Below are 16,505 nucleotides of genomic sequence, written 5' to 3' on the forward strand. Positions count from 1 at the left end.
AAATAAAAAGGGCTGGATTTACCAGCCCTCGTATTTATTTGCTGAATGCAGCCTGGAAGACCGCGACCAGCGCATCGTTCTGCGACTGGGTCAGCGTGTGACCTTTCGGATCGATAAACTGCAGGCTACTGCGGTTATCGAGGTCGCCTACCTGAATCTTGTAGTCGCCGGAAGCAAGCTGTGGATCGCGTGCGCCCAGCTCCTGCCATGCGCTGTCGGACAGCGGCTTATAGGTTGCCGTCATGCTACCGGTTGAACGCGTGCTGTCGGTCACTTTCATGCCCACTTTTTCCAGCGTCGCTGGCAGACGCTGCCAGGTCTGGTTAAACGGTGCACGAACAACCAGCATCGGCAGGCCGGTATCATCCGCGCCGCTCTGGACATCAAACGTCACACCGTTACGGCTCTGTGAGGCGTTAGCGGCGTCGGTAGCGTTTTTATCCAGGCCCGCAGCAATCACGTTCAGCATTTCAGTGCTGTAACGCTGCATGGCGGCGGCATCCGCAACCGGTTTACCCGCCTGCTCCAGGTTCAACAGCTTAACGGTAACCGCCTGCTGATAGCCCTGCGGTTTAACGGAGACTTGATAACGACCACGGTACTGCTGGTCTTCATCCAGACGGTTCCACTCGATCCAGTCGGTGGTTAACGTCTGGCTGGCGTCATCGCGTTTATCAATCGTGTAGTTCTTCGACTGAATAACGCTCACCACCTGTGGCCACAGCGTGCTGCCACGTGCGCTTTCCACCATCAGAGACGCGGTATCACCGGTAAACTGGGTGCGCGCCCCGCTCACCAGCGCCAGAGGCTGTGCTGGCGGACGAATATCAAGCGCTTTGCCCACCGGGCCGCTGCCGTTGGTCACGGGGATATTATAATCGCCGTTCTGAATCGGCAGGATCATGCCAGCCGGTGCATGAAGTTCAGCAAGCGGGGTCGCATCCAGATAGGATTCATCACCGCTCACCTGGCGCTTGTAGCGCGAGTCTGAACTACAGGCAGCGAGCAGCATAACAAGCGAAACACTCGCAACCTTCGCCAGGCGCGACTTCTGTACTGAATAAGCCATCAAATCTCCCTAAACTTTACAGCAAACCGGCATGCTTGAGCGCTGCAGTGACGATTTCACGACCGTGGTCGGTAATCGGTGTCATTGGCAGACGCAGCGTATCGGTTGCTACAAGTCCCAACTCCTTACATGCCCATTTCACCGGGATCGGATTGGGTTCGACAAATAATTTATTGTGCAACGGCATCAGACGTTTATTAATGAGACGGGCTTCATCAAAGTGACCTGCCGCCGCCAGCTTGCACATTTCCGCCATATCGCGGGCCGCAACGTTCGACGTTACGGAGATCACGCCATGACCACCGAGCTGCATAAAGTCCAGCGCGGTCGCATCGTCACCGCTCAACAGGATAAAGTCGTCTGAAACCAGCTCTTTGATCTGATGAACGCGGCTTAAGTTCCCTGTCGCCTCTTTAATACCGATAATATTTTTTACTTTCGAGAGACGACCAACGGTTTCCGGCAGCATATCGCAGCCAGTACGGGACGGCACATTATACAGAATTTGTGGCAAGTCAGTATGTTCAGCGATGGCTTTGAAATGCTGGAACAAACCTTCCTGAGTAGGACGGTTATAATAAGGGGTGACCGTCAGACAGCCAACAACGCCGCTGTCGTTAAAACGTTGGGTCAGGCTGATCGCTTCCGCGGTTGCATTCGCGCCTGTTCCCGCGATGACCGGAATACGTCCGTCAGCCAGTTCGAGGGTCAACATCACCACATCGCCGTGCTCTTCGTGGCTCAGCGTTGCAGATTCACCGGTAGTCCCTACCGAAACGATCGCCGAGGTTCCATTGGCGACATGGTAATCAATCAGCTTCTTCATGCTTGACCGGCAGACATTACCTTTTTCATCCATCGGTGTTACAAGCGCGACAATACTTCCCGTGAACATGAGCCATCCTCTGTGCGAACAAGAGCCTCAATGGTACGTTTGGAACTGTAATAAAAGCAAGCGACCTGAGGCCCTCAGGCGGTTGTATGCATGTTTTTTTTATGCTTTCCTTAGGAAGACTTAACCAAGCAAAGGAAGAACAGGTTTGACAACCTCATCACAACATTACCTGGTTATCACTGCGCTGGGTGCTGACAGGCCGGGTATCGTGAACACCATTACCCGCCACGTGAGCAGCTGCGGCTGTAATATCGAGGACAGCCGTCTGGCGATGCTGGGCGAAGAGTTCACGTTTATTATGCTGCTGTCCGGGACATGGAACGCCATCACGCTTATCGAATCCACCCTGCCGCTGAAAGGCGCGGAGCTGGATTTACTGATCGTGATGAAACGCACCAACGCGCGTCCGCGTCCGGCCATGCCTGCCACCGTCTGGGTACAGGTTGAAGTTCCTGATTCCCCTCATCTGATCGAGCGTTTTACCGCGCTGTTTGACAGCCATCAGATGAACATTGCCGAGCTGGTTTCCCGCACACAACCGGCTGATGAGAGTGCCGTTCCTACCCTCTTTATTCAAATCACCGCCCACAGTCCTGCATCACAGGATGCGTCAAATATCGAGCAAGCGTTCAAAGCCCTCTGTACAGAATTACACGCGCAAGGCAGTATAAGCGTCGTAAATTATTCGCAGCATGAACAGGATGGAGTTGAGTAATGAACCCACTGAAAGCCGGTGACATCGCACCGAAATTTAGCTTACCGGATCAGGATGGTGAGCAAGTAAATTTGACCGACTTCCAGGGACAGCGTGTTCTGGTCTATTTCTACCCGAAAGCCATGACCCCGGGCTGCACCGTACAGGCCTGCGGCTTACGCGACAACATGGACGAGTTGAAAAAAGCCGGCGTAGAAGTGCTGGGTATCAGCACCGATAAGCCAGAAAAGCTGTCACGATTTGCTGAAAAAGAGCTGCTGAACTTCACGCTGCTTTCCGACGAAGATCATCAGGTCTGTGAGCAGTTCGGCGTCTGGGGCGAGAAGACGTTTATGGGCAAAACCTATGACGGCATTCACCGCATCAGTTTCCTGATTGACGCTGACGGTAAAGTGGAACATGTCTTTGACGACTTCAAAACCAGCAACCACCACGACGTGGTGTTGAACTGGCTGAAACAAAGTGCCTGAAAGTGAGTGTCGGGTGGCGGCTTCGCCTTACCCGACCTACAAGATAAATGCAAAACGGCAACCTGGTTGCCGTTTTTAGTGTTTCCCCCTCTCCCCGTGGGAGAGGGCCGGGGTGAGAGCATCAGGCCGCACAAAAACTACCTCTCTTCCACCGCCGGCACATCCGGCCACGCGTGGACGACAGCTTTAATCAGCGTCGCCAGCGGAATGGCAAAGAACACGCCCCAGAATCCCCACAGCCCGCCGAAAATCACCACCGATAGAATAATGACCAGCGGATGCAGATTTACCGCTTCTGAGAACAGCACCGGCACCAGCAGGTTGCCATCCAGCGCCTGAATAATCAGGTACACGGCGAAGCAGCTCCAGAACTCGGTGCCCAGGCCAAACTGGAACAGCGCGACGCCCACCACCGGGATGGTGACCACAAACGCGCCAATATACGGAATAAGGACCGATAACCCCACCAGCACCGCCAGCAGCAGTGAATAATTCAGCCCGAAGATCAGGAAGCCAATCCACGTCGCGACCCCAACCACAATCATCTCCAGCACCTTGCCGCGAATGTAGTTGGTGATCTGCTGGTTCATCTCTTCCCACACCTGCCCGGCCAGCCCACGATTACGCGGCAGAATACGCCGCACGGCGTTGAGCATCTGGTCTTTGTCCTTCACCAGGAAGAACACCATCAACGGTACCAGCACCAGGTAGACGGCGAGCGTAAGGAGCCCAACCAGCGACGCCAGGGAGTATTTCACCACCGAATCGCCCATGGTCATGATGCGGGCGCGCATGTTTTCGGCCATCGCATCGATGATCCCCGCGTCCATCAGCGCCGGATAACGACGCGGCAGCGTGGCGGCAAAATCAGAAAGCTTATTTAACATGCCGGGCATATCGCGGATCAGGTTGATCCCCTGCTGCCAGGCGACGGGCATGACCACAAACGCCATCAACAGCAGAATGCCAACAAACAGCACCAGCACGATGCTGGTCGCCCAGCGTCGGGAGCAGCCGATATTCTCCAGCCGCGCGGTTGGCCACTCCAGCAGATAGGCCAGCACAATCGCCACCAGCAGTGGCGCCAGAAGGCCGCTGAAAAAGAACAGAATACCGAACCCGGCAACCAGAATAACCAGCAAAGCAATGGCTTCCGGGTCGCTAAACCGGCGCCGATACCACTGCATTAACATTTCGAGCATACAACCCTTCCCTGAATCGAATGACGGGAGTCAGAAGGTGAATTGTATCTAACTGTCACAAAAAAGACTTTCGCTTTTTGTATCCCTGTCACAATCCGCAAAAGCCTGATGAATGGGATTTTCTTCATGCCGTAACACGGCTACACTCGCAGGGCAGTGGAGATGAACGATATGCGGGTTCATCGGTCAAATTAGCACATCCAAAATACAGGACAGTGGTTATGTTCAGGCAGTTGAAAAAAACAGTGGTCGCGACACTGATTGCCGCCGTAACGGTCGGTCAGGTGTTGCCAGCTTTCGCTGACTCGTCCGATTCATTGCCGGACATGGGCACCACAGCAGGAAGCACGCTCTCCATTGGTCAGGAGATGCAGATGGGTGATTACTACGTTCGCCAGCTGCGCGGCAGTGCTCCGCTGATCAATGACCCATTGCTGGTGCAGTACATTAATGGTCTGGGGATGCGCCTGGTCTCGCACGCCAACTCGGTAAAAACCCCCTTCCACTTCTATTTAATCAATAACGACGAAATCAACGCCTTCGCCTTCTTTGGCGGTAACGTGGTGCTGCATTCGGCGTTATTCCGTTACTCCGATAACGAAAGCCAGCTGGCGTCAGTGATGGCGCACGAAATTTCCCACGTGACCCAGCGCCATCTGGCCCGTGCGATGGAAGACCAGAAACGCAACGCGCCCCTGACCTGGGTGGGGGCGCTGGGCTCTATTCTGCTGGCGATGGCCAGCCCGCAGGCCGGGATGGCTGCATTAACCGGCACGCTGGCAGGCACGCGCCAGGGGATGATCAGTTTTACCCAGCAAAACGAACAGGAAGCGGACCGCATTGGCATCCAGGTACTGCAGCGCTCGGGCTTTGACCCGCAGGCCATGCCAAGCTTCCTGGAAAAACTGCTCGATCAGGCACGCTACTCGTCACGTCCACCCGAAATCCTGCTCACACACCCGTTACCGGAAAGCCGCCTGTCGGATGCGCGTAACCGTGCCAATCAGATGCGTCCGGTGGTGGTGCAATCCTCACAGGATTTCTACATGGCGAAAGTGAGAACGCTGGGCATGTACAATTCCGGGCGTAACCAGCTCACCAGCGACCTGCTGGATGCCCTGGCAAAAGGCAACGTGCGCGAGAAGAACGCGGCGCAATACGGCCGTGCGCTGCAGGCGATGGAAGCCAGCAAATACGACGAGGCGCGCAAAGCCCTGCAACCGCTGCTGGCCGCCGACCCGAATAACCCGTGGTATCTCGATCTGTCGACCGATATCGATCTGGGGCAGAAGAGACCTGCCGATGCGATTAACCGCCTGAAAGGTGCCAAAGAGGTGCGGACCAACCCGGTGCTGCAGCTTAACCTGGCAAACGCTTATCTGCAGGGCGGCCAGCCGGGTGAAGCGGCCACCATTCTGAACCGCTACACCTTCGACAATAAAGACGATCAAAACGGCTGGGATCTGCTCGCACAGGCAGAAGCCCAGCTGGGCAACCGCGATCAGGAGCTGGCGGCACGCGCCGAAGGTTTTGCCCTGGTAGGGCGTCTGGATCAGGCCATTTCGATGCTCAGCAGCGCCAGTTCGCAGGTCAAACTAGGCAGCCTGCAACAGGCCCGTTACGATGCGCGTATCGATCAGCTGCGCGCACTACAGCAGCGCTTCAAGCCGTACGAAAAGATGTAAAAAAGGAAGAAAAGATGACTGACGCGGTAAAAATCTACCATAACCCTCGCTGCTCCAAGAGCCGCGACACCCTCAGCCTGCTGAAATCCAACGGCGTAGAGCCGGAGGTGGTGCTGTATCTGGAGACACCGCCTGACGCGCAGACGATCCGCCAGCTCCTGCATATGCTGGGCATGAGAAGTGCACGGGAGTTGATGCGCCAGAAAGAGGATCTCTATAAGTCACTTAACCTGGACGACACGCGTCTCACTGAAGCTGAGCTCGTGCAGGCGATGGTTGATAATCCGAAGCTGATTGAACGCCCGATTGTGGTGGCAAACGGCAAGGCGCGCATTGGACGCCCACCGGAAGAGGTGCTCGACATTCTTTAAACCTCGCGCCGCAGCCCTTCCAGAAAGGCCTGCGGCGTACTTTCCCCCAGCTTTTTCTGCGCTTTACCCCGGTTGTAAAACTCGCACAAGGTCATCAATAATACACCCGGCGGTTCAACATTCACTCGCGGAATAATATCGCGTAAGGGCACCATCACCTGAAGTGCACTGCAGGTACGTTGATGTGCCTTCACCGTAATGTCGTTAACAGCCAGCGTCGCCTCAAAACCAAAAGTCTCAATAGATTGTATAGCAGCCGGACATGCCGCCAGCACCTCCTGCGTCCAGGTATTCAGTCGTTGAGTCGACAGCCCGGCGTAAAGCCGGGCATAGCACCAGCCGCTCACCGGCTCTCGCGCCCACAGCAGATGCTGCTCCCCGCCGTCGTCCATGTGCAGCGACAACGGCAAATGGTGCAGTTCCAGCGTATGGGGCGTAATACCCGCTTTAAGCGCCTTTTTCCCCTGCAAGGGTGCCCCTTTTTGCTTAGCTGCGGCCGGTTTGAGATAGCGGTTCAGGGTAGCGCGGGATACGGCGATTCCGAGTACGTCGTTGACCATCAACAGCAGTTCATCCAGCGGTGCCCCCAGGATATCACGCAGGGCATTCACCAGCGCAATCTGCTCTTGTCTCATCGCTTTGTGTATCACTTTCGGCGTCGTATGGTTATCCGACACCTGGTCTCGATTACGCCAGCGTCTGACGGTAGTGACTGAAATGCCCAGCTCGACGGCCAGCTCTCTGTCGCTCTTATCCGACTGTTGAAGATAGCGGCGGATGCGCGGCGTCGTGGTCGCATTGGCGTGCAGTTTGATTTCCATCGCAACAAACTCCAGAACTAATCTTATGAGATTTATAATACACCAGCGATTGCTTTGTGACCGATTTCACCTTTCGCTCGCCACGCTTCACTGATAATCCCCACAGATAACACAAACAACACCTCTCAATCTTGTACGGAGTTCACAATGAACAATGTTCTGGGATTTCTTGAAGCAAAACTGATGCCGCTGGCGGCCAAAACGGCCCAGCAGCGTCATCTTGGTGCCATTCGCGGTGCCTACGTTTCATTCATGCCGTTTATCATCGTTGGCTCCATCCTGCTGGTGATCTCCTCCTTCCCCAATCAAACCTATCAGCAGTTTATGTCTCAGGCGTTTGGGGAAAGCTGGAGTGCGATTATCGAAATCCCGTTCAACGCGGTGTTCTCGACCATGTCGTTGTTTATCAGCTTCCTGGTCGCCTACCGCCTGGCTGAACACTATGGCGAAGACCGTATCTCCTGCGGCATTCTGGCACTGGTCGCCTTTCTGATCCTGACTCCTTTTATCAAAGTGGCAGAAAATGGCGGCATCACCGTCATGCCGGTAGAGTGGATTGGCAGTAAGGGTCTGTTTGTGGCGATGATTGGTTCTCTGCTGTGGACGGAGCTGTTCTGCTGGCTGAAGCGCAAAAAACTGGTTATCAGAATGCCGGATGGCGTACCGCCTGCGGTGCAGGAGTCGTTCGCGGCGCTGATCCCTGCCCTGCTGGTGATGATCCTGGTGCTGGTTATCCGCATTGGATTTGAAAACACCCATTACAACACCATCCACCAGTTTATTTACGAGGTGGTGGCAACCCCGGTTCGCCACTACGGTACCTCCTATTTTGGCGCGCTGATGACCGTATTCAGCATCACCATTCTGTGGTCTGTGGGCATTAACTCCGGTTCGATGATCAACGGCATTATTCGCCCGCTGTGGATGGAGAACCAGACCGATAACATCGCCGCCATTCAGGCCGGCGCCACGCCGCCGCACATTATTACCGAACAGTTTTTTGACATGATCTGGATGGGCGGCGCAGGGGCCACGCTGTCGCTGGTGATTGCGATGCTGATTTTCGCCCGCAGTAAAAACATGCGCGAAGTGGCACGCCTGGGCGCGGGAGCCTCGGTGTTTAACATCAACGAGCCGATTCTGTTCGGCCTGCCGGTGATCATGAACCCGATCATGCTCATTCCGTTCAATCTGGTGCCGCTGGTGCTGGTCACCGTGCAGTACGTGGCAATGAAAATTGGTGCGGTCGCCGTCACCACCGGGGTGTTTATCCCCTGGACGCTGCCGCCTGTTATCAGCGGTTTTATCGTCACCGGGCATCTCAGCGGCAGCATCATGCAGCTTATCAACCTGCTGATTGGCGCCATGCTGTATCTGCCATTCATGCGTATCGTGGATAAACAGTACCGCGCCGCGGAGATTGCCACCGTGACGCAAACCGACACCACCCTTGCAAAACAGGAGTAAAGCATGTGGGGAATTATCGCCACCTGGCGAATGGCGCTTGAAGGCGTCACCGAGTCGGCCTCTGCGCTGGCAGCAGGGAAACCGGTGGCTGCCGCGGTCGTGGATGCCGTTGCCGCCGTCGAGGACTTTCCGTTCTATAAATCGGTCGGCTACGGCGGGCTACCAACCGAAAATGGCGAGGTGGAACTGGACGCCGCCTACATGGATGGCGACACGCTGGCCTTTGGCGCCGTGGGAAATCTGGTGGATATCGCCAACCCGGTGCGCGTGGCGCAGGCGTTAAGCCGCCAGCGCTATAACAGCCTGCTGGTCGGCCAGGGCGCGCGGGAGTGGGCATTGAGCCAGGGTTTTGCCGACAAAACGATGCTCACCGACCGGGCCATGCAGCACTACCGCAAGCGCTGCCGGGAGACGCTGGATAAAGGCTTAAGCCCCTACGATGGTCATGACACCGTCGGGATTATCGGTCTCGACAAACAGGGATCCATGAGCGTGGCCACCTCCACCAGCGGCCTGTTTATGAAAAAGCGCGGCCGCCTTGGCGATTCACCGATCATCGGCTCCGGCTTCTACTGCGACAGTGAAACTGGCGCCGCCACCGCCACGGGCGTGGGCGAAGATCTGATGAAAGGCTGCACCAGCTACGAAATTGTTCGCCGCATGGCGCAGGGGATGTCTCCGCAGCAGGCGGCAGATTCCGTGGTGTTCGAGCTGGAAGACAAGCTGATGTCGCGTTTTGGCCGCGCGGGCGATCTCTCCGTGGTATGCATGAATAACAAAGGTGAATTTGGCGCCGCCACCAACATCAAAACATTCTCGTTTGTGGTGGCGACCGCGCGCCAGCCGCTGACCGTGTTTCGCGCCGAACGCCTGCGGGAAAAAACGCACTATCAGGCGGTGGATGATGAATGGATGCAGGCCTATGCCGCACGGATCCGCGCCCCGATTGAGGAGTAATAATGATGACGTATCAGCTAATAACGGACCTTTCAGAGGCAACTCCACACAGCCATCTCATCGCCCGCAGCGCGTGCCCGCTGCTGCCGGACACTCCGCTGATTGCGGAAATGCGCGGACAGGACGCCGTTGCCGACACCCGATTTGGCTGTGCGCCCTTTGCACGCATCACCCTGGTGCCGGATGCACTCTGGCATGACGGGCTGACTGAAGGATTACTCACCGCCCTCCGCCCGCTGCTGGCGACGCCCGTCAGCACCGACGTAGTGCTGGATGTCACCCACATTGACGACGTTGTGCTGCAACAGCTCCTGCGTTTTCTTTTTAATCAGTCGCACAGGCTTAGCGATCTGCTGCTGAAGAAAGCGGACGATGTCACTTTGCGCGTTGAGCACGTTACCGCCCTCTGCCTGCCAGAACAGCAGGCGCGGCTGGACGTTATCTTCCGCCAGCAGCTCGCCATTAGCCGTGGAATGGTCGCCGCACGCCGTCTGGCCGATATCCCCTCCGACCGCTGCACGCCGCAGTTTATGGTGCAGGAGGCGCAGACGCTGTGCGCGGCTTTCCCTGCCCTGCGCTGTGACGTGCTGGATGACAAGCAGATCGTTGAACAGGGTCTGGGGCTGCTTCACGCCGTTGGCAAAGGCGCCTCCTGCCCGCCACGACTGCTGGCTATTCACTATGACGGTGTTTCTGACGGCCCGGTGCGCTGCTATGTAGGTAAAGGCATTACCTTCGATACCGGCGGCCTGTGGCTCAAAGACGGCGCGGGCATGTACACCATGAAATATGACATGTGCGGCGCGGCGAATGTGCTGGGGCTGATGCTGACCGTTGCAGAGCTGGCGCTCCCCGTGCGCCTCATGGGCGTGCTGGCGCTGGCAGAAAACGCCATCGGCCCGGACGCCATGCAGCCTGGCACGGTAGCCAGAGCCTGCAACGGCACCACGGTTGAAATCAACAATACCGATGCAGAAGGCCGGCTGGTGCTGGCAGACGCTATCGCCTGGGCCAGCCAGCGCCATCCGCAGGCGCGCTATATTATCGATATGGCAACGCTGACGGGTGCGGTGGTCAAAGCGCTGGGATATGAACTGAGCGGGTTGATGACCCAGGATGAACCGCTGCGCCAGGCGCTGACGCAGGCAGGAAAACAGAGTGGAGATGAAGTATGGTCCCTGCCGCTGAATGCGCGGCTGAAAAAGCAGACTGACAGCGCCATCGCCGATCTCTGCAATACGCCGCCCAACAATGCGGCAATCAGCGCCTCGGCAGCGTGGCTGCTGCATCACTTCTGCCCGCCGACAATCCCGTGGGCGCATCTGGACATTAGCGGTACAGCGCTGTGGCGTGAGGGTGGCAGAAGCGTGGCCTCAGGGAGGCCGATTCCGCTGCTGGTGGAGCACTTGATGGGAGATCTCTAGCCGGGTGGCGGCTGCGCCACCGGGCAAACAACCTCAAAGCTTCAGAATATCTTTCACAAACGGAATGGTGAGCTTACGCTGGGCAGTAATGGAGGCGCGATCGAGCTGATCGAGCGTGTCAAACAGCGTGCGCATCTCCCGATCCAGACGCTTGAGCAGGAAACGCCCCACGTCTTCCGGCAGTTCAAATCCGCGCAGTCTGGCGCGCAACTGCAACGCCTGGAGTTTGTCTTCATCTGACAGCGGCTGCAGCTTGTAAATTTGCCCCCAGTCGAGACGGGAAGCAAGATCCGGCAGCCCCAGATTAAGCTGGCGCGGCGGACGATCGCCGGTGATCAGCAGCCGGGTTTTGCCCGATTCCAGGATACGGTTATAGAGGTTAAAGATCGCCATTTCCCATGGCTCATCCCCCGCCACGCATTCGATATTATCGATGCAGACCAGGGAGAGATGTTCCATTCCCTCCAGCACGTCAGGCACAAACCAGGTACGTTTATCCAGCGGTACATAGCCTACCGCATCCCCCCGCGCAGAAAGCTCCGCACAGGCGGCATGCAACAGGTGACTGCGCCCCGCGCCTTCGCGTGACCAGATATAGATGTATCCGCTGTGATCCTGGCGCAGCACATTCTGGAGTGCAGCCAGTAAAGAGGGGTTATCACCCGGCCAGAAACTCGCGAAAGTTTCGTCGTCAGGGAGATAGAGTGGCAGAGAGAGCTGTGCCGGTCCGTTCAGAAGTACCTCAACCAGATCTTACATAAAATCGGAACGGAGTTTAGCACGGAACCTGCCAGGAGAGAACCGGGCGATCCCTCACCCGGCTTTACGATCAGTGTGACGCTTTTTCGCTTTCGTCGGCGTCCAGTACCACCTCTTCCGGACGGATCACGGAAATCAGCTTGAAAATCAGGCTCAGGCCCACACCAACGATGGTCGCCAGCGCCATGCCTTTCAGCTCGGCCGCGCCGATGTGAACCTTCGCGCCGCTCACGCCGATGATCAGGATAACGGAAGTCAGGATCAGGTTCTGCGCTTTGCTGTAGTCCACTTTGGACTCAATCAGCACGCGAATACCGGATGCGCCAATTACGCCGTACAGCAGCAGAGACACGCCGCCCATCACCGGAACCGGGATGATCTGGATCGCTGCCGCCAGTTTACCCACGCAGGAGAGCAGGATTGCGATGATGGCCGCGCCGCCGATAACCCAGGTACTGTAAACGCGGGTGATCGCCATGACGCCAATATTCTCACCGTAAGTGGTGTTTGGCGTTGAGCCAAAGAAACCGGAGATGATCGTCGAGAAGCCGTTTGCAAACATCGAACGGTGCAGACCCGGGTCGCGGATCAGGTCACGTTTGACGATGTTCGCCGTCACCACAAGGTGGCCAACGTGTTCAGCGATAACCACCAGCGCGGCAGGCAGAATAGTGAAGATTGCAAACCATTCAAAGCGTGGCGTATAGAAGGTTGGCAGGGCAAACCAGTGCGCCTGAGCGATTGGGGTGGTATCGACAACGCCCATCACGAAGGAGAGTGCATAACCCGCCAGCACGCCGATCAGGATCGGGATAATCGCCATAAAACCGCGGAACAGCACGGAGCCAAATACCGTCACGCCCAGCGTCACCAGTGAGATGATGATGGTTTTGGAGTCCGGCGACTGCCCATCAGCAGGCAGCAGACCAGCCATATTCGCCGCCACGCCTGCCAGCTCCAGACCGATGACGGCAACGATGGCCCCCATCGCCGCCGGTGGGAACATCACGTCCAGCCAGCCGGTACCGGCCTTCTTCACAATGAAAGAGACCAGGCAGAACAGCACGCCGCACATGATAAAGCCGCCCAGCGCCACTTCATACCCCAGGGGTAGCAGTAGCAAGACCGGCGAGATAAAAGCAAAGCTCGACCCCAGATACGCCGGGATTTTGCCTTTACAGATAAAGAGGTACAGCAGCGTCCCGATACCATTGAACAACAGCACGGTAGCCGGGTTAATGTGAAACAGGATTGGCACCAGCACGGTTGCGCCAAACATAGCGAACAGGTGCTGCAAACTAAGCGGGATAGTCTGTAAAAGCGGCGGTCTTTCACTCACCCCGATAGCACGGCGCGTCATAGTGTTTTCCTCTGAGATGGTTAGTTATGTGTGTTTTATTCAAAAAAAAGCCGACTCTCAAAGTCGGCTTATTTATCGTTATTCGATTATTTCGTACCAAAGATCTTATCGCCGGCATCACCCAGCCCCGGGATAATGTACCCGTGCTCGTTCAGCCCCTGGTCGACAGACGCGGTGTACAGCTCCACATCCGGGTGTGCTTTTTCCAGCGCCGCGATCCCTTCCGGTGCCGCTACCAGCACCAGCACTTTGATGCTGCTGCAGCCTGCTTTTTTCAGCAGGTCGATGGTGGCAATCATTGAGCCGCCGGTCGCCAGCATCGGGTCAACCACCAGCGCCATACGCTCGTCGATGTTAGACACCAGCTTCTGGAAGTACGGAACCGGCTCCAGGGTCTCTTCATTACGGTAGATCCCCACCACGCTGATGCGCGCGCTCGGTACGTGTTCCAGCACGCCTTCCATCATGCCGAGACCGGCACGCAGGATCGGCACCACGGTAATTTTCTTACCTTTGATCTGCTCAACCTGCACCGGGCCGTTCCAGCCCTCGATGGTCACTTTTTCCGTTTCGAGGTCAGAGGTCGCTTCGTAGGTCAGCAGGCTGCCGACTTCAGATGCCAGTTCGCGAAAACGCTTCGTGCTGATGTCATGCTCACGCATCAGGCCCAACTTGTGTTTAACGAGTGGGTGTTTCACTTCCACAATCTTCATTCTCTTTCTCCTCTGAGGTGGCATCCGCAAAAAAATCGCGGGATTATACCGCTTTTTTCGGATTAGGCCATACCCATCTTGCTTGACGTATATCAAGCAAAGTGATTTAGAGACAAAAAACCGGAGGCGAGACTCCGGCTTGAGTGCGGGGTTCTGCCCGGTGGCGCTGCGCTTACGCGGGCCTACGTGTAGTGTAGGTCGGGTAAGCGTAAGCGCCACCCGACAATTACAGGTTATCGCCGTTGCTCGCAATCACCTGCTTATACCAGTCAAATGACTTTTTCTTGCTGCGGTTAAGCGTGCCGTTCCCTTCATTATCTTTATCAACAAAGATAAACCCGTAGCGTTTTTTCATTTCGCCGGTGCCGGCAGAAACGAGATCGATACAGCCCCACGGGGTGTATCCCATCAGATCCACGCCATCTTCCACCACCGCTTTCTTCATCTCGCGGATGTGTGCCGAGAGATAATCAATGCGGTACTGGTCGTTCACCGTGCCGTCGCTCTCCTGCACGTCAATCGCGCCGAAGCCGTTCTCAACGATGAACAGCGGCAGCTGGTAGTGATCCCAGAACCAGTTCAGGGAGTAGCGCAGGCCAACCGGGTCAATCTGCCACCCCCAGTCAGATTTCTGCACGTACGGGTTGGAGACCAGACTCTTGCTTTCATCGTAATCCAGTTCCGGGTTGTCCGCCGTCGCTTTGGTGGCGAAGGACATATAATAGCTAAAGCCGATGTAATCCACGCAGCCCTGCGTCAGCGCCGCTTTGTCTTCTTCGGTAATGTCCAGCGTGAAACCACGACGCGCAAAGTAGTTAAGCAGATGCTGCGGATACTTGCCGCGCACGTGAACGTCGGTGAACCAGTAGCGACGATGCATCGCGTTCATCGCCATCATGATGTCGTCAGGCGCACAGGTCAGCGGATAAATGGGGCACATGGCAATCATGCAGCCGATCTGCAGGGAAGGATTAATCTCGCGCCCGGCTTTCACCGCCAGCGCGCTGGCCACCAGCTCGTAGTGCGCGGCCTGGAACATCACCGGCTCACGGTCTTCACCCGGCGCATATTTCAGCCCGGAGTTGGTAAACGGCGCAAAATCTTCGTGGAAGTTAGCCTGGTTGTTGATCTCGTTAAAGGTCATCCAGTACTTCACTTTATGCTGATAGCGCTGGAAGACCGCTTTGGCAAAGCGGACAAAGAAGTCGATCAGCTTACGGTTGCGCCAGCCGCCGTACTCGGTGACCAGATGATACGGCATCTCAAAATGCGACAGGGTGATAACCGGTTCGATGCCGTATTTGAGGCACTCATCGAACAGGTCATCGTAGAATTGAAGGCCCGCTTCGTTCGGCTCCAGCTCGTCCCCTTTCGGGAAAATACGCGTCCAGGCAATGGAGGTACGGAAGCATTTGAACCCCATCTCCGCAAAGAGTTTGATGTCTTCCTTATAGCGATGGTAAAAATCGATGGCTTCGTGGTTAGGGTAGTTTTTCCCTGGCAGCACGCCGTTGGTGATCTCACGCGGTACACCGTGGGCGCCAGCGGTCATGACATCGGCGACGCTCACCCCTTTACCGCCCTCTTTCCAGCCACCTTCCAGCTGGTGGGCGGCCACCGCGCCGCCCCACAGAAAACCTGCTTTAAATCCTGACATACTCTTTCCCTCATTCGATGTTGCTGATTGCTGACGGATACTGCTGTCTGAAGTGGTAAACCGCACCGACAAGACCGGCCCGGTTGCCGTGGCTGACGACATCGGCGATGTCCGCTATGCCAAACCACGCAAGATGAGTGCGAAGCAGATCCATAAATCCGGGCCGCTCCGCGATACCGCCGCCAATCAAAATGGTCTGCGGATCGAACACATTCGCCAGGTTGTAGAGCCCTGTCGCAATGCCGTTAAGAAAATCATCAACCAGGCGGCGACACACCGCGTCGCCTGCGTCATAACCATCAAAAATGGCTTCACCTGTAACGTCCTCAAGCGTCAGACCGTGAAAGTCGGCATAGCGCTTGCGAAGCGTGCGTAATGTGCAGTTTTCATTCATGGAGTGGCGGGCCACGCGCCGTGAGTCAGCCCTTTCCGTGAGCATGTAGCCGAACTCTCCGGCGCGAAAACGCGCCCCGTGAACCAGCCTGCCGTTGCAGAAAATCGCCCCGCCGATCCCGGTGCCGATGGTTAGCACCAGAAAGTTGTCCATCTCTGTTGCCTTGCCCTGCCAGCGTTCCGCCAGCAGCACGCAGTTGGCGTCATTCTCCACGGTGACCGGTAAACCCGTCTGCGTCTCCAGCCAGCCTTTCATCGCGAACTGGTCGAAGCGGCGAATGGCCCCGCCCATCGCAATAAACCCGGTATGCGGATTGACATACCCCGGCGCGCTGATGGCGATCCCCTCAAGCCCGGGATGCGCCGCCACCCAGTTCAGCATCTGCGACAGGATAGCGTCGCCATCGCTGTTCTTAATGGCGGCCTTATCCGTCTGCAGCAGCTCGCCCTGCGCTGTCACAATACCCATTTTTAACGCGGTGCCACCGATATCAAATGCGGCGATGTTCATGACGTTCATCCCTCCTGAATGAAACTGAAACCGGTT

16 protein-coding genes are annotated in these 16,505 nt (G+C 56.5%); 7 read left to right on the forward strand and 9 right to left on the reverse strand.

The window, feature by feature from the left end:
* Nucleotides 1–34: 34 nt before the first annotated feature.
* Nucleotides 35–1,069, reverse strand: coding sequence for an outer membrane protein assembly factor BamC (gene bamC, locus EKN38_RS01810; RefSeq protein ID WP_014832857.1), 1,035 nt, complete (start codon nucleotides 1,067–1,069; stop codon nucleotides 35–37).
* Nucleotides 1,070–1,085: 16 nt separating this feature from the next.
* Nucleotides 1,086–1,964, reverse strand: coding sequence for a 4-hydroxy-tetrahydrodipicolinate synthase (dapA, locus tag EKN38_RS01815; protein WP_013098227.1), 879 nt, complete (start codon nucleotides 1,962–1,964; stop codon nucleotides 1,086–1,088).
* Between the two features lie 145 nt (nucleotides 1,965–2,109).
* Here dapA and EKN38_RS01820 point away from each other — a divergent pair, with 145 nt between their 5' ends.
* Both EKN38_RS01820 and bcp read left to right on the forward strand, forming a co-directional pair.
* Nucleotides 2,110–2,679 carry a glycine cleavage system transcriptional repressor gene (locus tag EKN38_RS01820; protein ID WP_013098228.1) on the forward strand — a complete coding sequence of 190 codons (570 nt, stop codon included), beginning with the start codon at nucleotides 2,110–2,112 and terminating at the stop codon, nucleotides 2,677–2,679.
* Nucleotides 2,679–3,149, forward strand: coding sequence for a thioredoxin-dependent thiol peroxidase (bcp, locus tag EKN38_RS01825; RefSeq protein WP_013098229.1), 471 nt, complete (start codon nucleotides 2,679–2,681; stop codon nucleotides 3,147–3,149). Before EKN38_RS01820 ends, bcp begins: the two co-directional genes overlap by 1 nt.
* 137 nt (nucleotides 3,150–3,286) lie before the next feature.
* On the opposite strand, the gene EKN38_RS01830 is transcribed toward bcp, so the two are convergent.
* Entirely contained in the window at nucleotides 3,287–4,351 is a 1,065-nt protein-coding gene (locus EKN38_RS01830; protein ID WP_014832858.1) for an AI-2E family transporter, read from the reverse strand.
* A gap of 221 nt (nucleotides 4,352–4,572) precedes the next feature.
* On the opposite strand from EKN38_RS01830, the gene bepA reads away from it, so the two are divergent.
* Nucleotides 4,573–6,036: a beta-barrel assembly-enhancing protease gene (gene bepA, locus EKN38_RS01835; protein ID WP_014832859.1), complete on the forward strand. Its 1,464-nt coding sequence runs from the start codon at nucleotides 4,573–4,575 to the stop codon at nucleotides 6,034–6,036.
* 14 nt (nucleotides 6,037–6,050) lie between these two features.
* Nucleotides 6,051–6,407 carry an arsenate reductase (glutaredoxin) gene (arsC, locus tag EKN38_RS01840; RefSeq protein WP_014832860.1) on the forward strand — a complete coding sequence of 119 codons (357 nt, stop codon included), beginning with the start codon at nucleotides 6,051–6,053 and terminating at the stop codon, nucleotides 6,405–6,407.
* On the opposite strand, the gene EKN38_RS01845 is transcribed toward arsC, so the two are convergent.
* Nucleotides 6,404–7,228, reverse strand: a complete 825-nt coding sequence (locus EKN38_RS01845; protein WP_014832861.1) for a hypothetical protein — start codon at nucleotides 7,226–7,228, stop codon at nucleotides 6,404–6,406. The genes arsC and EKN38_RS01845 overlap by 4 nt on opposite strands.
* A gap of 147 nt (nucleotides 7,229–7,375) precedes the next feature.
* Here EKN38_RS01845 and celB point away from each other — a divergent pair, with 147 nt between their 5' ends.
* The 3 genes from celB to EKN38_RS01860 are packed head-to-tail and all read left to right on the forward strand — an operon-like array spanning nucleotide 7,376 to nucleotide 11,076.
* A complete protein-coding gene (celB, locus tag EKN38_RS01850; protein WP_014832862.1) occupies nucleotides 7,376–8,695 on the forward strand; it encodes a PTS cellobiose transporter subunit IIC in 1,320 nt (439 codons plus the stop codon).
* A gap of 3 nt (nucleotides 8,696–8,698) precedes the next feature.
* Nucleotides 8,699–9,652 carry a N(4)-(beta-N-acetylglucosaminyl)-L-asparaginase gene (locus EKN38_RS01855; protein ID WP_013098235.1) on the forward strand — a complete coding sequence of 318 codons (954 nt, stop codon included), beginning with the start codon at nucleotides 8,699–8,701 and terminating at the stop codon, nucleotides 9,650–9,652.
* 2 nt (nucleotides 9,653–9,654) lie between these two features.
* Nucleotides 9,655–11,076: a leucyl aminopeptidase family protein gene (locus EKN38_RS01860; protein WP_014832863.1), complete on the forward strand. Its 1,422-nt coding sequence runs from the start codon at nucleotides 9,655–9,657 to the stop codon at nucleotides 11,074–11,076.
* Nucleotides 11,077–11,109: 33 nt separating this feature from the next.
* On the opposite strand, the gene EKN38_RS01865 is transcribed toward EKN38_RS01860, so the two are convergent.
* From EKN38_RS01865 to bglK, 5 genes are all read right to left on the reverse strand, one after another.
* A complete protein-coding gene (locus tag EKN38_RS01865; protein WP_211944493.1) occupies nucleotides 11,110–11,811 on the reverse strand; it encodes a DnaA inactivator Hda in 702 nt (233 codons plus the stop codon).
* Between the two features lie 94 nt (nucleotides 11,812–11,905).
* Nucleotides 11,906–13,195 carry a uracil permease gene (gene uraA, locus EKN38_RS01870; RefSeq protein WP_013098238.1) on the reverse strand — a complete coding sequence of 430 codons (1,290 nt, stop codon included), beginning with the start codon at nucleotides 13,193–13,195 and terminating at the stop codon, nucleotides 11,906–11,908.
* Between the two features lie 86 nt (nucleotides 13,196–13,281).
* Nucleotides 13,282–13,908, reverse strand: coding sequence for a uracil phosphoribosyltransferase (gene upp / locus EKN38_RS01875; protein ID WP_003860560.1), 627 nt, complete (start codon nucleotides 13,906–13,908; stop codon nucleotides 13,282–13,284).
* 226 nt (nucleotides 13,909–14,134) lie between these two features.
* The gene (locus tag EKN38_RS01880; RefSeq protein ID WP_014832864.1) at nucleotides 14,135–15,565 is read right to left on the reverse strand and encodes a 6-phospho-beta-glucosidase; all 1,431 of its coding nucleotides are present in this window, start codon (nucleotides 15,563–15,565) and stop codon (nucleotides 14,135–14,137) included.
* Between the two features lie 10 nt (nucleotides 15,566–15,575).
* Nucleotides 15,576–16,469, reverse strand: a complete 894-nt coding sequence (gene bglK / locus EKN38_RS01885; RefSeq protein WP_043951793.1) for a beta-glucoside kinase BglK — start codon at nucleotides 16,467–16,469, stop codon at nucleotides 15,576–15,578.
* Nucleotides 16,470–16,505: the final 36 nt, after the last annotated feature.

The sequence above is a fragment of the Enterobacter sp. WCHEn045836 genome (genome assembly GCF_003965585.1).
In the GTDB taxonomy this organism is placed as follows: domain Bacteria; phylum Pseudomonadota; class Gammaproteobacteria; order Enterobacterales; family Enterobacteriaceae; genus Enterobacter; species Enterobacter dissolvens.

Excerpts from the sequence above, each read along its gene's own strand:
- bamC (WP_014832857.1), bottom strand. The coding sequence starts at position 1,069 with ATGGCTTATTCAGTACAGAAGTCGCGCCTGGCGAAGGTTGCGAGTGTT.
- dapA (WP_013098227.1), bottom strand. The coding sequence starts at position 1,964 with ATGTTCACGGGAAGTATTGTCGCGCTTGTAACACCGATGGATGAAAAA.
- bcp (WP_013098229.1), top strand. The coding sequence starts at position 2,679 with ATGAACCCACTGAAAGCCGGTGACATCGCACCGAAATTTAGCTTACCG.
- EKN38_RS01830 (WP_014832858.1), bottom strand. The coding sequence starts at position 4,351 with ATGCTCGAAATGTTAATGCAGTGGTATCGGCGCCGGTTTAGCGACCCG.
- bepA (WP_014832859.1), top strand. The coding sequence starts at position 4,573 with ATGTTCAGGCAGTTGAAAAAAACAGTGGTCGCGACACTGATTGCCGCC.
- arsC (WP_014832860.1), top strand. The coding sequence starts at position 6,051 with ATGACTGACGCGGTAAAAATCTACCATAACCCTCGCTGCTCCAAGAGC.
- EKN38_RS01845 (WP_014832861.1), bottom strand. The coding sequence starts at position 7,228 with ATGGAAATCAAACTGCACGCCAATGCGACCACGACGCCGCGCATCCGC.
- celB (WP_014832862.1), top strand. The coding sequence starts at position 7,376 with ATGAACAATGTTCTGGGATTTCTTGAAGCAAAACTGATGCCGCTGGCG.
- EKN38_RS01855 (WP_013098235.1), top strand. The coding sequence starts at position 8,699 with ATGTGGGGAATTATCGCCACCTGGCGAATGGCGCTTGAAGGCGTCACC.
- EKN38_RS01860 (WP_014832863.1), top strand. The coding sequence starts at position 9,655 with ATGATGACGTATCAGCTAATAACGGACCTTTCAGAGGCAACTCCACAC.
- uraA (WP_013098238.1), bottom strand. The coding sequence starts at position 13,195 with ATGACGCGCCGTGCTATCGGGGTGAGTGAAAGACCGCCGCTTTTACAG.
- upp (WP_003860560.1), bottom strand. The coding sequence starts at position 13,908 with ATGAAGATTGTGGAAGTGAAACACCCACTCGTTAAACACAAGTTGGGC.
- EKN38_RS01880 (WP_014832864.1), bottom strand. The coding sequence starts at position 15,565 with ATGTCAGGATTTAAAGCAGGTTTTCTGTGGGGCGGCGCGGTGGCCGCC.
- bglK (WP_043951793.1), bottom strand. The coding sequence starts at position 16,469 with ATGAACATCGCCGCATTTGATATCGGTGGCACCGCGTTAAAAATGGGT.